The 14,495-nt window shown below is 42.0% G+C and carries 12 protein-coding genes; 11 read left to right on the forward strand and 1 reads right to left on the reverse strand.

The genetic code is table 11. The annotated features are described in order from the left end of the window. Positions 1–5 precede the first annotated feature (5 nt). The 11 genes from NFU46_RS17380 (at position 6) to NFU46_RS17430 (ending at position 11,371) form a co-directional block, all read left to right on the forward strand. Positions 6–401, forward strand: a complete 396-nt coding sequence (locus NFU46_RS17380; RefSeq protein WP_054563476.1) for a thioesterase family protein — start codon at positions 6–8, stop codon at positions 399–401. Positions 402–486: 85 nt separating this feature from the next. Continuing rightward, complete coding sequence (locus NFU46_RS17385; protein WP_135923252.1) at positions 487–1,065, forward strand: aminodeoxychorismate/anthranilate synthase component II; 579 nt, start codon at positions 487–489, stop codon at positions 1,063–1,065. 48 nt (positions 1,066–1,113) lie between these two features. Next, on the forward strand, positions 1,114–2,274 hold the full coding sequence (locus NFU46_RS17390) for an HDOD domain-containing protein (protein WP_058584015.1): 1,161 nt from the start codon (positions 1,114–1,116) through the stop codon (positions 2,272–2,274). A gap of 369 nt (positions 2,275–2,643) precedes the next feature. Then, complete coding sequence (locus NFU46_RS17395) at positions 2,644–3,849, forward strand: aspartate aminotransferase family protein (protein WP_054563477.1); 1,206 nt, start codon at positions 2,644–2,646, stop codon at positions 3,847–3,849. Positions 3,850–3,929: 80 nt separating this feature from the next. Beyond that, a complete protein-coding gene (gene astA, locus NFU46_RS17400) occupies positions 3,930–4,946 on the forward strand; it encodes an arginine N-succinyltransferase (RefSeq protein WP_055198948.1) in 1,017 nt (338 codons plus the stop codon). Between the two features lie 18 nt (positions 4,947–4,964). Continuing rightward, positions 4,965–6,434 (forward strand): succinylglutamate-semialdehyde dehydrogenase, encoded by a 1,470-nt coding sequence (gene astD / locus NFU46_RS17405; protein ID WP_175083053.1) that lies wholly within the window; start codon positions 4,965–4,967, stop codon positions 6,432–6,434. A 128-nt stretch (positions 6,435–6,562) separates the two neighbouring features. Further along, positions 6,563–6,910 carry a DUF3802 family protein gene (locus NFU46_RS17410; protein WP_054563480.1) on the forward strand — a complete coding sequence of 116 codons (348 nt, stop codon included), beginning with the start codon at positions 6,563–6,565 and terminating at the stop codon, positions 6,908–6,910. A gap of 145 nt (positions 6,911–7,055) precedes the next feature. Then, on the forward strand, positions 7,056–7,469 hold the full coding sequence (locus NFU46_RS17415) for an OsmC family protein (protein WP_055020887.1): 414 nt from the start codon (positions 7,056–7,058) through the stop codon (positions 7,467–7,469). A gap of 88 nt (positions 7,470–7,557) precedes the next feature. Further along, positions 7,558–8,370, forward strand: coding sequence for an adenosylmethionine decarboxylase (gene speD, locus NFU46_RS17420; RefSeq protein WP_054552422.1), 813 nt, complete (start codon positions 7,558–7,560; stop codon positions 8,368–8,370). Positions 8,371–8,487: 117 nt separating this feature from the next. Continuing rightward, positions 8,488–9,987: an NAD(P)H-hydrate dehydratase gene (locus tag NFU46_RS17425; protein WP_251603624.1), complete on the forward strand. Its 1,500-nt coding sequence runs from the start codon at positions 8,488–8,490 to the stop codon at positions 9,985–9,987. 496 nt (positions 9,988–10,483) lie between these two features. Beyond that, the gene (locus NFU46_RS17430; RefSeq protein WP_251603626.1) at positions 10,484–11,371 is read left to right on the forward strand and encodes a thrombospondin type 3 repeat-containing protein; all 888 of its coding nucleotides are present in this window, start codon (positions 10,484–10,486) and stop codon (positions 11,369–11,371) included. Between the two features lie 708 nt (positions 11,372–12,079). On the opposite strand, the gene ltrA is transcribed toward NFU46_RS17430, so the two are convergent. Beyond that, positions 12,080–13,741, reverse strand: a complete 1,662-nt coding sequence (gene ltrA, locus NFU46_RS17435; RefSeq protein ID WP_251603628.1) for a group II intron reverse transcriptase/maturase — start codon at positions 13,739–13,741, stop codon at positions 12,080–12,082. Between the last annotated feature and the right edge of the window lie 754 nt (positions 13,742–14,495).

Here is a 14,495-nt window from a genome sequence, read left to right on the forward strand (position 1 = left end):
TTACTATGTTTACTGAAACTATCACACCACGCTTTAGCGAAACAGATGTGCTAGGGCACATCAACAATACCGTACTCCCTGTATGGTTTGAAGCCGCCCGAGCGCCTATTTTCAGGTTTTTTACGCCCGATTTAAACCCTTATGAGTGGAAACTGATCATTGCTAAGGTTGAAGTAAGCTTTGTGGGTGAGTTGTTTTATGGTCACGATGTCACAGTGAAAACCAGTGTTGAGCACATCGGCTCTAGTTCATTTGTACTGCGCCAAGAGGCTTGGCAGCAAGATAACTGCTGTGCCGTTGGTAAAACCGTACTAGTACGTTATGACTTTGCAAATAAATGTTCGCAAAAACTTAATGAGCAAGAAAGGGCTGACCTTACAGCGCATTTAATCGCTGAGTAATACCTCATTTTTTGCCGACATTTATGAATGCTTGGGGTAAAATGTGCCTTCATTATTTTGACTGAGTAATTTTGGGTTACACGCAATGCTGTTAATGATCGACAATTATGATTCGTTTACATACAACCTAGTGCAATATTTTCAGCGCTTAGACCAAGATGTATTAGTTAAACGAAACGATGAGATCAGCATTGCTGAGATTAAACAGCTTAATCCAGAGCACATTGTACTTTCACCTGGGCCATGTTCACCAAACGAAGCGGGTATTTCTTTGCAAGTGGTTGAACAACTAAAAGGCCAGTTGCCAATTCTTGGTATTTGCTTAGGTCATCAAACTATTGCTCAGGCTCTAGGTGCTGATGTTATTCGTGCAAAGCAAGTGATGCATGGTAAAACCTCGTTAGTTAAGCATAGCAATCAAGGTGTGTTTAATGGTTTGGCAAATCCACTGACGGTATGCCGGTACCATTCTTTAGTGGTGGATAAACAAAGCCTGCCTAGTGACTTCACTATTACCGCATGGACAGAACAAAATTCTGATTTTGATGAAATTATGGGGATCATGCATAATGATTTAGCACTTGAAGGAGTGCAATTTCACCCCGAAGCAATTTTGACCCAACAAGGGCTTGAATTACTTGCTAACTTTTTAACTCGCTTCTAACCTTAGGCTAGTGAATTAACAAATATGACCGACAATACGCCTGTGCAAATGACCGAAGAAAACCGACAACAAAGGACTGCGATGGTGCTTAATGAGCGCGCGCACGATCTTTTGCTTGGTCACAGTTTTGCACAGCGTCAAATTGGCTATATTCACACCCTCGAAATTGATTATGGCGAATCAATGGAACAGCGAACTCTATTAGAAGTAGAAGTTGCTGCCGAGAAAAAACGTCAAAAGAGCAGTACAGCTCACCATAAATACCGTGCACAGGCGAGCAAGCAATTACACCAAGTGATTGAGGCTGCCATGCATAAGCAGCTTGAAGACATTGATTCAGTAATTCATGAAACTATAGGGATTCAAGATAGCGTACCTGCTATTTTAGATATTTTAGCTGTGCGTTCGGCCTCAGTAGGTCGACTAGAGCCGTTAGTTAAAGATTTGAGTTGGTTAGGTCGTGAGCTCGTTGCGTTTGTGAATTTACCTTTCTATCGAAAACAACGTAATAAACACACTTCAGTTCAAGTCGATAACCCTCTGTTAGCGCTTCGCTACATTGGTTTAGATAACTTAAAGTTTGTCGTGCCAACCTTTGCGGTACGCCATTGGATGCCACACAGTACAGAGCCATTTCCACTACTAAAGCGCCGACTTCGTGATAACTCAATGGCGTGTGCCATTGCTGCTCAAGAACTTGCTAAATTAAATGGTGTAAATGAGGTGCATGCGTTTACTTTAGGTATGCTACTCGACGTGGGTAAGATAGCGCTAGTACGTATATACCTTCGTATTTTCGAGTTAGTTTGGCAGCGCCAAGTAACGAAAGCCCGTGATGAACAAAAGAAAGATCTACACACAGCTTTATTAGAGCTAAAACCGGATCCTTTATTTTTAAGCACCTTGCTAAATAAGCAGTCGATGAAGGTAACAGCCACCGTAATTGAGAAAATGGCTTTTAGGTATTTGCCATTTAATGCGGTAATGCAGCAGTTAACTACACCTTTAGCTAAAAACGATGAGTATTTGCCGCTTACCAAGGTGATTTTAAAAGCACGTTGTTACGCTCAGTATTTAAGTTTAAATGAGCATCAACTAGTCGAAAATGACGAAACCGAACGTTGGTTTGCACACTTCGATTTCACTAAAGAAGAGCTTGATCAGCTAGCAAAATGCAATTTTGATCGCTTTCATATTCAAATTAATTAAAAAAATTGTTAATTTTTTTGCGACTATTCATTCATTGTTTATCAATCCGCAGTGACAAATTTTTTCTCTTTAGCCTCTGCTTGGCTCACTAGCCGTACGCCTTTTTATAGTATTTAGAGCAAAAAATAGCCTTCAAATAGTTATTCACTATCCATGAAAAAATATCTCAAGCCCTTTATTTTCAAGGGCTACATGAAAGTTTTCTAAGAGACAGGACGAAAATTTTCTGGAATAATGGATGAATGAAAATTGAACCAAAGAGTAATTTTGGTGATTTTGCGCTAAGCTCAATCGGCTAAGTAAAATGGCTTAGTTTAGCTTTAGAGCGCCACCTTACTCTGAGTGTGCTTACAATTATGAGGATATAAAATGACAGTCAATCGCGAATTATTTGATCAAGTAATGGTTCCTAACTATGCACCATCAAGTGTTATTCCAGTTCGAGGCGAAGGCTCTCGCGTATGGGACCAAGAAGGTCGCGAATTTATCGATTTTGCTGGTGGTATTGCTGTTAACTGTCTTGGCCATTGTCACCCAGCTCTTGTAAGTGCATTAAAAGAGCAAGGCGAAAAAATTTGGCACTTATCAAATGTAATGACTAATGAGCCAGCGCTTCGCTTAGCTAAAAAGCTAACTGACGCAACGTTCGCTGAAAAAGTATATTTTGCTAACTCTGGTGCAGAAGCTAACGAAGCGGCACTTAAACTTGCACGCCGTTTTGCACTTGATAACTTTGGTGAGCAAAAGTCACAAATTATCTCATTCAACAAAGGTTTCCACGGCCGTACCTTCTTCACAGTAACAGTAGGCGGTCAAGCTGCATACTCTGATGGTTTTGGTCCAAAACCTGGTGATATCGTTCACTGTGACTACAACGATTTAGCAGCATTTGAAGCGCTTATCTCAGACAGCACTTGTGCAGTAATGATGGAGCCTCTACAAGGTGAAGGCGGTATCATTTCGCCAACTGCTGAGTTTGTTGAAGGTGTTCGTGAGTTATGTACAAAGCACAATGCACTACTTATCTTTGATGAAGTACAAACAGGTGTTGGTCGTACGGGTGAGCTTTATGCTTATCAAGGTTTAAATGTAACTCCTGATATCTTAACGACTGCAAAAGCGTTAGGTGGTGGTTTCCCTATCGGTGCGATGATCACCACAACTGATATTGCTAAGCACTTAAAAGTAGGTACTCATGGTTCTACTTACGGTGGTAACCCACTTGCGTGTGCAGTAGCAGAAGCAGCATTCGACACAGTAAATACTCCTGATGTACTTAACGGCGTTAAAGAAAAGTCAGCGTTATTCCGCGAGTTACTAACTGCGATTAACGAAAAGTACAATGTATTCACTGAAATCCGTGGCGAAGGTCTATTAATTGGTGCTGTAGTAACAGAGCAATTCAAAGGTCGTGCAAAAGAGTTTTTAGTGGCTGGTACTGCAGAAGGCGTTATGTCTTTAGTTGCTGGCGCTGATGTTGTTCGTTTCACTCCGTCACTTGTAATTCCAGAAGCTGATATCCGCGAAGGTATGGCTCGTTTCGAAAAAGCAGTTGCAAAAGTCGTTAACGGCTAAACGAAACTGTCATTTCAGGGCAAGTTAAGCTTGCCCACATTTCTTAATTTACCGTTATTTATAAGGGAGCAAGCGGACTTATGATGATCCTTCGCCCAATCCAGCAAAGCGATTACCAAGCGTTAGTAAAGATTGCTGTTGAGTCAGGCCATGGCTTTACGTCTTTGCCTAATAATGAAGAGTTATTACAAAAGAAAATTGATCATTCTGTCAGCTCATTTGCAAAAGCAGCACAGCAGCCAGGTGATGAAGGTTACTTGTTTGTTCTTGAAGATAGCGAAACGGGTGAAGTTGTAGGGACTTCGGGTATTGAAGCCGCTGTTGGTTTAGATGATGCTTTTTATCATTATCATTTAAGCAAAGTAATTCATTCTTCTCGTACGCTAGACGTGTATAAAGCCGTTGATATTTTAACCCTGTGTAATGATTACACCGGTGCAACTGAGCTATGTACATTATTCTTAAAAGATGGCTACCGTAAAAACAATAACGGTAAATTGCTTTCAAAAGCGCGTTTTATGTTTATTAATCAACATAGAGAGCGTTTTGCTGACACCGTAATTGCTGAAATGCGAGGTGTGTCAGACGAAAGCGGCGAAAGCCCATTCTGGCAATGGCTAGAAGAGCACTTTTTCTCAATGGACTTTCCAACGGCAGATTACTTAACGGGTATTGGTCAGAAAGTATTTATTGCTGAGTTAATGCCTAAATACCCAATTTACGTCAACTTACTGAGCAAAGATGCACAAGCTGTGATTGGTCAAGTACATGACAACACACGCCCTGCGATTGAACTATTAAAGAGCGAAGGTTTCACCTTTAATGGTTATGTAGACATTTTTGATGCAGGCCCAACTGTTGAAGCAAAAGTAGATAACATTGCTACAGTCAGAAATGCCCACACAGTTAAAGTTGAAATTGGTGAAAGCCAAGGCGACACCACGGTATTGTTAGCAAATGATAAAATTGCTGATTTTAGAGCAACCGTGACTCAAGTTAGCCTATCATGTGATGCCGATAGCATCACAATCTCAAGTGAATTAGCAAAAGCACTTCACTTAGAAGCGGGTGATTCAGTATCACTTGCAGAACTATAGAATTCAGGAGACATATTAATGACTCATGCAGCGCAATTTATTAATGGTCAATGGCAAGCAGGCCTTGGTCATACTTTTCAATCTGTAAACCCAGCAAATAACGATGTAATTTGGCAAGCAAACACTGCTACAGCCGAACAAGTAGACGGCGCAGTCGCTGCTGCACGTGAAGCGTTTTACAGCTGGGCTGATAAAACATTTGCAGAGCGTTTAGCGATTGTAAAAACATTCGCAGAAACACTGAAAGAGCACAGCGAAGAATTAGCGATTGCTATCGCACAAGAAACAGGTAAACCACTTTGGGAAACACGCACTGAAGCAGGTGCGATGGTGGGTAAAATTGCTATCTCTGAAAAAGCATTTTTAGAGCGTACAGGCGATGTTGAAAACCCAATGCCACAAGGTCGCGCGATGATCCGCCACAAGCCTCATGGTGTTGTAGCTGTGTTTGGCCCTTATAACTTCCCTGGTCACTTACCAAATGGTCACATTGTACCTGCACTATTAGCAGGCAATACCGTGGTATTTAAACCTTCTGAGCTAACGCCAGCAGTTGCTGAGTTAACGTTAAAGTTATGGCAAAAGGCGGGTCTCCCTGCAGGTGTAATCAACCTTGTGCAAGGTGAAGTAGAAACGGGTAAAGCGCTTGCATCTCATAAAGGGATCGACGGTTTATTCTTTACTGGCTCTTCGCGCACTGGTCATATTTTACATGAACAGTTTGCTGGTCAACCGGGTAAAATCTTAGCTTTAGAAATGGGTGGTAATAACCCGCTTATCGTTACTGATGTTGCTGACACTAAAGCGGCTATCCACGATATTATTCAATCAGCGTTTATCTCTACAGGTCAACGTTGTACGTGTGCGCGTAAGTTATTCTTACCTGCGGGCGAGCAAGGTGATGCTATCTTAGCTGGTCTTATTAAAGCAACTAAAGCTATTAAAGTCGGTGACTACGACGCAGAAGAGCAACCTTTCATCGGGTCAATGATTTCTGCTGCTGCAGCAGCTGGTATGGTCACAGCACAACAGCAACTTGTTGAGCTTGGCGCTGAAGTGTTAGTTGAGCTAACGCACAAAGAAAATACCGGTTTTGTGACACCGGGTATTTTAGAGTGTACAAATGTAGCTAACTTCCCAGACGAAGAGCACTTTGGACCACTGCTTAAAGTATTCCGCTTCACTGATTTTGATGCCGCTATTGATAAAGCGAATGACACAAGCTTTGGTTTATCAGCTGGTTTATTAAGCGACAGCGCAGCAGATTACGACCATTTCCTTCGTCGTATTCGCGCAGGTATCGTAAACTGGAACCGTCCTATCACAGGTGCATCAAGTGCAGCACCATTTGGTGGTATTGGTGCATCAGGTAACCACAGAGCAAGCGCATATTATGCTGCTGACTATTGTGCATACCCTGTCGCTTCGGTAGAGCTTGAAAAAGTAGCAATGCCAGCGACATTAAGCCCAGGCTTAAAAATCGATTAATAATCGTAAATCATTATAAAAAGCAGCTTCGGCTGCTTTTTTTGTATGAGATGCTTGGCAAAGGTAGCAATTAAAAGCGCTTTCTGCTTAAATCTAAAGAGATAGTTTTTTATTAGGTGTGCAGTCGTATGGTTTTAGATAGGCAAGGGTACGATGATCTTGTCATGTATCTCACTCAAAATTTAGCGCTTTTTGAGAAGCCGGGTCAAATTAAACCAGGAGCTCCAACAGTGTTAGAGCTGATTGAAGACGTGATAGCAGAAAATGTCATGTTACTTTGCGAGCAACACACAGAGCTTAATACAGAACAACGCAGCCAAATTGTTCGCGAAGTCGACGGTATCGTATATGACTTACAAGAAGTGCTGAGCAGCGTTACAAATCACACAGTAACCGTTGAACAACACGCGTTTATTGATGAGTTTGCTGGATTAGTAAAAAACTTATTCGATAGTGCTGTTGTCGAAAGTGCCTAACTTATAAAGCACAACACAATTTCTAGTCTTTAAGCGAGCAGCTCAAAGTTAGCAACTCGCTTTCCTTTAAAGCTCACCTCTTATCCCTTGCATCTGTGTGTGACTTGCTTACAATCAAGCAAAATAACTTTAAGAGATAAAGCACATGCAAGCGAATGTAAAATGGGTAGAAGGCGATACGTTTATTGGCCTTTCAAATTCAGGTCACAATGTAGTTTTTGATGCAGGTAGCGATAGCGCTGCGCCAAGCCCAATGGAAATGGTTTTAATGTCAGCGGGTTGTTGTTCATCTGTTGATGTTGTTAGTATTTTAAAAAAAGCAAAACAGTCATTTTCTGATGTGCAAGTTAAGCTATCTGCAGAGCGTGCTGAGTCAGCACCTCGCGTGTTTACCAAGATTAATCTACACTTTGTGGTTACCGGTGATAATGTCTCTGAAAAGCACCTTGCAAGAGCGGTACAATTATCTGCTGAAAAGTATTGTTCTGTAGCCTTAATGCTTGATAAGACAGTAGAAATTACGCATAGTCATGAAGTTGTGCAAGAACAGGTAAAATAACGCTTTTTCCGAGCAGGAAATTCGTATAAAATCCGCGAACTTTTATTTCTGCTGGTGCAGGTTTCACTCGTTTTAAGGTTGGTTTAGCATGAATAAACCCTTCGATAAAATTAAGCTTCATGGCTTTAATAACTTAACTAAGAGCTTAAGTTTTAGTATTTACGATATTTGTTACGCAAAGACGGAACAACAGCGTAAAGAATATATTGAATATATCGACGAACAGTACAGTGCTGATCGCCTTACCGATATTTTAGGTGAAGTTGTGGATATTATTGGCGCAAACATTCTAAATGTTTCTCGCCAAGATTATGATCCGCAAGGCGCCAGTGTGACAATCTTGATCTCTGAAGAGCCAATTGAGCAACAAACAACGTATGACGTTGATGAAGCGCCGGGTCCTCTTCCTGAAACAGTGGTAGCGCACTTAGACAAGAGCCACATCTGTGTTCACACATACCCAGAAGCACACCCTGATGATGGTATTTGTACGTTCCGTGCTGATATCGAAGTATCAACGTGTGGCATTATTTCGCCATTAAAAGCGTTAAACTTCTTAATTCACAGTCTTGAGTCTGATGTTGTAACAATTGACTACCGCGTACGTGGTTTTACTCGTGACGTAGATGGTGTTAAACACTATATCGATCATGCAATTAACTCAATTCAGAACTACATGACTGAAGATACCAAAGAAGCGTACCAAATGATGGACGTGAACGTGTATCAAGAGAACTTATTCCACACTAAGATGATGTTAAAAGAAACTGACTTGAATACTTACCTATTCGGTGTTTCTACAGCAGATCTTTCGGAAGAAGAAGAAGAAGTTATCTACTCTAAGCTGACTCGCGAGATGCAAGAAATCTTCTACGGTCGCAACTTACCAGACACTGAGTAAGTCACTATAGCTTTAAAGAGACGGCGCGTAATGTAAGTTACGCGCCGTTTTTTATGCCTCATTGACTGCACTCATCTGTACTTATATGCTGATTAAAAGGCCAATTTAAGGATAGATATGTCAGTTGTTCTCTCGCAGTCAGTATTTTTAGCAGAGCAAGTTCGTGACCATGAAGGATCCGCAGCTAAGCGCTCTGGCGTAACCTTGTATGAGCTTATGGAGCGAGCAGGGCTGGCGACTTATCAGCAAGCTATCAGCTATTTTCCTAAGGCAAGTACATTCGTAGTGTTAGCGGGCGTTGGTAACAATGCCGGCGATGGTTATGTTGTTGCTCGCTTAGCTAAACAAGCGGGCAAACAGGTTACGGTTATTGCAGCAATATCTGATAAACCGCTCAAAGGCGATGCGCTCAGTGCTCAGCAAGCTTGGCTCGACGATGGAGGAGCAATAACCGCTGATGCCAGTGCTATTGAGCAAGCAGATATCATTATTGATGGTCTGCTTGGCACGGGAATTCAAAGCAAGGTACGCGAGCCTTTTTCAACCTTGATTAAAGCAGCTAACGAGAGCCAAGTGCCGATAGTTGCTATTGATCTACCTTCAGGCATTCATGCAGACACAGGTGTCGTACAAGGAGTCGCAATAAAAGCCGCGCTTACTGTGACTTTTGTGGGGATTAAACAAGGTTTAATGACAGGGCAAGGTAGAGCGCATGCAGGGACATTAGAGTTTAATGATTTAGGTATTGAAGATGCCTTTTTAAAACAGACATCACCCACGGCTGAGCTTATCAATTATCTGAACCAAGCTAGGCTTCCTGAGCGCGATAACAACAGCCATAAAACCAGCCATGGTAAATTGCTGTGTGTTGGTGGTAATGCCGGCACTGCAGGCGCTATTCGTTTAACTGCAGAGGCAGCGCTTCGCACCGGTGCGGGTATGGTTAAAGTGTATACCCATAGTAGCTCTATTCTACCAGTGAGTATTGGCCGGCCAGAACTAATGGTGACAGATACAAACCTGATTAGCGCCCTAGAGTGGGCAACCTGTGTTGCTATTGGCCCTGGACTTGGTCAAGACACTTGGTCGGAAACAACCTTTGAAGCAGTAATGCAGTATTGCTTTACTAATAACAAGCCATTGGTTATTGATGCAGATGCACTTAATTTAATGGCTCAGCATGCTTCGTCATTCCCATTAGCCAATACGGTTATAACACCGCACCCCGGTGAGGCTGCAAGGTTACTTAATTGTCGCGCTAGCGATATTGAAGAAAATCGCTTTCATGCCGTAAAGCAGCTCGCACGTAGCTATACCACTACTTGTGTACTCAAAGGCGCTGGCAGTTTAATTGCTGATAATAACCAAACATGGGTGTGTACCGACGGTAACCCTGCACTTGCGGTTGGCGGCAGTGGCGATGTATTAACAGGTATCATAGCGGCATTGATCGCACAGGGGCTTACTCCTCAGCAAGCAGCGTGTTTAGGTGTAACCTTACATGCAAAAGCCGGTGATATTGCCGCAGAGCGTGAAGGCGAAAGAGGCATGTTACCGAGTGACTTGTTTGTGATAGTGAGGGAGTTGGTTAATGGCAGCTTTAGCTTTAAGCTGTAAGTTTTAAGCGATAAGACTTTAAGAACCATCTTATAAATTGTAATACTTTCCAACCTAAGCATAATTGAATAGAGCCTAGAGTCTTGGATGTTGGGGGCACTTGTGAACTTAGCTATTAGTTTATTGTTCTGTTAAATGGTACAAATAATCTAGGTAAAGTAACTTGGACTCGCATGCTATCTTAAATTCTTACTTATCGAATCCTGTCGATTATTAAAGTGTTGATTTTAATTGCTTTTATTTCTCTCCTGTTTTTTGGTTTTAAATTTAAATCTTCGCGGTAACACCAGTAAATTTTTTGTAAATTATTATTGGTTGTAAATTGACTTTTTCGGGATTATCTACAAATATTAAGCCGCAGTTTCAGAAAAGCTCGTTTCGCCATGTCTCGGGAATGTTTTATACACCTTATAAAATTGCCTCATACTGCTTCACTAAACTTCTGGGTGATGTTTGGAATGCACATTCCAACCCTACCAAATTTAAGGATATAAATATGAATAAGCACTTACTTATTTCAGGAGTGGCCTCATGTTTTGTGTCTGCAGTGGCATTTGCAGATGTGACAGCTATGACTGGAACTATTCACTTACAACCCACAAATGGCAGTATTAACGGTTCGACAATCTCAATATCCTCAGAGCAAGTTGTATCTGGTGGAACGTTTGGAACTTACACTACGCAGCAAATGTATGATGATGGTTTTCGTACTGAAGATGGAAAATTTGCGATGCAAATGTTCAACTATGGCTCAGGCATAGGGGCATTTGATATTCGTCCAAGACCAACCAGTTATACAATCATTAATGATGGTAGTGCATTATATGATGTTCCTTGGGGAGGGTTAACTTGGTTAATTTACACAAATGATGCAACGTACGGCACTGTTTTGGCTGTATGGGATGATATGCCGGCATCATTAACTTATTCATGTGATGATTATTGCCTTGCTTCAACTATCAGTGACCCGATAGGTATCGTTGATGAAGATATGGATCAAGACGGTATACCTGATGCTGTCGATAATTGCCCTGAAGTTGCAAACCCTGATCAGCTAGACTTTGATCAGGATGGTCAAGGTGATGAATGTGATGCCGATGTTGACGGCGATGGAGTAAATAATGATTTTGATTACTGCCCAGACACTCCTGCTCTTGAGGCGGTAACCTATGAAGGGTGTTCAGTTGAACAACATATGGCTGCACAATGTGGTGAATCGTCAGAGTTTGCTAACCATGGTAAATACGTCAGTTGTGTTGCAAAAGCGGCTGAACAGCTTTTAGATCAAGCTTTAATTACCGAAGAGCAAAAAGACGCGATTGTCAGTGAAGCTGCTAAATCAGATAAAGGTAAACCTAAGCAAGTAAATCAAAAAAGTAAGTAGCTTAGAATAGCTCTTATCAAATGATTTATAAATCAGACTAAGTTTCTATAATCGTAAAAAAGCCCCTAAAAACATGTGTTAATAGGGGCTTTCTTTTGAAGGGGAGGTACCTTCGGGTAATATCTTTAAATAAAGATTTTTACCGGGGGGATGATGTCGGGTAGCAGCGGTGCATTACTGCACCACCGCCCCCTAAGAACCGTACGTGCGAGTTTCCCCGCATACGGCTCAAGCCTTTATAAATCAGTACCTGAGTACAGACCAGCGATTAACCACTGAAAAATTTCATAGATAAACCTAAGAGACTAATAAGTAGACCAAATACAACTAGCCTCCTATCAATCGTCCAAGTAGCGAGCTCTTCGCTTGGTTGTGAAGTTCTCTCTAACTCTGCCAACTTCGCGTGTCCATATTCTGTAATCGAAATATTAGTATAAAAGTTACAAGTACTTGAAGGTGTATACGTCCCCTGAATGTACCCTCTTTTATCTAGATCTCTTAGAATATCGAAATCGAACTCTAGGCTCTCAGACGAAATTTGTTCGACTATCGGACCCTTTGACTTAAGTCTATTTAAAACCTCAATGTAATTTTCTGGTAGCATAAATTACTCCGTGAATAGGAAAAGTATAGGGACTGCTTATCTGTTATAGATAACCCGATTTATATAACGTTATGGAATAAGGTTATAACCATTTTGATCCTATGTCAACTGTGTAAAATATGTACTTGCCTATGACAATTAGGGTGCAACAACACTAAATTACTTAACTCATCCGAGCCGCCTTTAACCCTTTCCACAATGTGATGGATATTCCATCCTGTTTCTTTGGTTATTTTATGACGGCACATGGCGCAGCATTGCTGCTGTCTGAGCCAAAGCATCAGCACTTTTCTTTGACCTTGCATTGATTCACGCCAAGCTCGCTCTAAGCGCAGCTCGAAGTATTCCTCAAATGCTAAATCATAAGGGTTGGCTTCAGCCTTTATTTTAGTGTGTCGCTTTATCACGGTGTCATTTGTGTATAACAATCGCTTATCAAAACCGTCGATTGTAGTACCGGAGAATGTCCAGTTGCGTTTGCCCACAGATTTAAAGTACTTAGACTTAATCCAGCGCTTGCGTCTGTTGGCATGGCGTCTTCGACACCATTGCCATAACATTTTCCAAACCCGATAATCCACATAGTTAAAGGTTTCTTTTGCTACCACGTGCCTATGATAATTAGCCCACCCCCTAAGAATAGGGTTTAGCTGTATTATCAAGTTGCTTGCAGTCACTGTCTTGTTACCCGTTACTATGCTTTTTACTTTATGAAGCAAATTACGCAGACTCTTCCGGCTTGGCTTAATTAAAAGCTTACCTTTGTACTTACGTAAATTTTGACCCAAAAAGTCAAACCCTTCGTCAATATGGGTTATCACCGTTTTTTCCGGCGACAGCTGTAACCCTCGCTCGGCCATAAAGGCTGTTACAAGGGGTTTTACTTCATCTTCTAAAAGCTCTTTCGAGACCCCTGTAATGATGAAATCGTCAGCGTATCGCACGTAATTGACCTTTGTCTTGTAGCTAGCTTTGGTATTTTTCTTCCCAAAGTGAGATTCAAGTACCGCCTCCAAGCCATCAAGCGCAAGATTAGCCAATACTGGAGAGATAATCCCTCCTTGCGGTCTACCCGCTTCTGTCGGATTTAATTTACCGGATTCCATAAACCCCGCTTTTAGCCATTTCCTGAGTACTCGATTATCCAATGGTACATTGGCAAGCAACCAGTCATGACTAATGTTATCGAAACACCCTTTAATATCGCCCTCTAATACCCATTTGGCAGAATGCTTGCGACTGAGATTCACAAAGCATTGCTCAATCGCATCAGCCGTTGAGCGCATAGGGCGAAAGCCATAGCTATTTCTATCGGCGGTTGTTTCCGACACAGGCTCTAGCGCCAGCAGGTATAATGCCTGCATGGCTCTGTCGAGCATGGTCGGTATCCCAAGCGGTCGACGCTTGCCGTTCGCTTTTGGAATATAAACCCGCCTCAACGGTTTGGGCTTATAGCCCTTGCGCGTTAATCGAAATAGCGCTAGCCATTTACTTTCAGGTGTACTCCATAACTCCCCATCGACACCAGCAGTCCGTTTGCCTCGATTTTCAGTTACTCGTTTTACAGCCAATGCCTTAGCTGAGAACGAGCGCACCAACATGCGTTGCAGAGCTTTCACTTTGCGCCACTGTCGTTGCTTAGTCGCTTTCGCGATCCGTACTTGTAGCTCTCTCACCTTACGTTCGGTCGTATACCAATCAATGGTATGCCAATTGTTCGCATGGTGGGAGAATGCAGGTACATGGAACATACATTCCGTACTCATCTTGCTTTTCTCCTAAACCGCAATAAAGAAAAGCAATGCCCAATGGGATCGCTAATCCCCATTGGGTTGTTTTGATGGCTTTACATGCCTTCACACGATTAAAGACCAGTCTGAATTTTGCACCCTTTCGGGGTGGAGCAAAGTTTGAACTCCTATCCGAACCATTACAGTTTCGGCGTTCGCTTGGTCAGACATCCTATACCCACTTATTCAACAGTTGCTCTTGCGAGAAACCTGCCTGCATTACAAATTTTCAGTAATGTAGGCAAATAATTGGGCTTACCGAGTTCCGTTGTAGCTACACGAGTAACTTAGGTTCTGTCTATCTACCGGTAGTCGAATGACGACGTAATCCCAGATGTAAAAGGATTAACCGACTACATACCTTTTGGTTAGAGCGTATCAACAATATTTCGCTCTATGCGGTTGACGGTATTTATCAACAGTTCACTTACGTTAACCATATTACCCAGCCTAGCCCTCAGTTGACCCATTGTTGGTTAACTATGCTTGTTCTCACGAACAGAGACACTGATTTCTCAGAGGTACATTGTCAGGAAGCTTCGCACCATGCCGTTACCAGCATCGCACTATCCCTAGGCTACTATTAGTCGTATAACAGGTCTCGCTAACCAATATATTTATAATTGGCTGAGACAATAGCTACAACAGCTTACGCCCGTAGGTCGTAGACTCCGTAGGTCTTGGACAAGTTTGAATAGTCAAAGGCTTTCGCCTGTATTCAGAAGGAAGT

Origin of the sequence: Pseudoalteromonas sp. NCCP-2140 (assembly GCF_023708065.1) — a bacterium.
Classification (GTDB): Bacteria; Pseudomonadota; Gammaproteobacteria; order Enterobacterales; family Alteromonadaceae; genus Pseudoalteromonas.

Bases quoted from the DNA above. Each gene is read 5' to 3' on its own strand.
- NFU46_RS17380 (WP_054563476.1), top strand. From the start codon at position 6: ATGTTTACTGAAACTATCACACCACGCTTTAGCGAAACAGATGTGCTA.
- NFU46_RS17385 (WP_135923252.1), top strand. From the start codon at position 487: ATGCTGTTAATGATCGACAATTATGATTCGTTTACATACAACCTAGTG.
- NFU46_RS17390 (WP_058584015.1), top strand. From the start codon at position 1,114: ATGACCGAAGAAAACCGACAACAAAGGACTGCGATGGTGCTTAATGAG.
- NFU46_RS17395 (WP_054563477.1), top strand. From the start codon at position 2,644: ATGACAGTCAATCGCGAATTATTTGATCAAGTAATGGTTCCTAACTAT.
- astA (WP_055198948.1), top strand. From the start codon at position 3,930: ATGATGATCCTTCGCCCAATCCAGCAAAGCGATTACCAAGCGTTAGTA.
- astD (WP_175083053.1), top strand. From the start codon at position 4,965: ATGACTCATGCAGCGCAATTTATTAATGGTCAATGGCAAGCAGGCCTT.
- NFU46_RS17410 (WP_054563480.1), top strand. From the start codon at position 6,563: ATGGTTTTAGATAGGCAAGGGTACGATGATCTTGTCATGTATCTCACT.
- NFU46_RS17415 (WP_055020887.1), top strand. From the start codon at position 7,056: ATGCAAGCGAATGTAAAATGGGTAGAAGGCGATACGTTTATTGGCCTT.
- speD (WP_054552422.1), top strand. From the start codon at position 7,558: ATGAATAAACCCTTCGATAAAATTAAGCTTCATGGCTTTAATAACTTA.
- NFU46_RS17425 (WP_251603624.1), top strand. From the start codon at position 8,488: ATGTCAGTTGTTCTCTCGCAGTCAGTATTTTTAGCAGAGCAAGTTCGT.
- NFU46_RS17430 (WP_251603626.1), top strand. From the start codon at position 10,484: ATGAATAAGCACTTACTTATTTCAGGAGTGGCCTCATGTTTTGTGTCT.
- ltrA (WP_251603628.1), bottom strand. From the start codon at position 13,741: ATGAGTACGGAATGTATGTTCCATGTACCTGCATTCTCCCACCATGCG.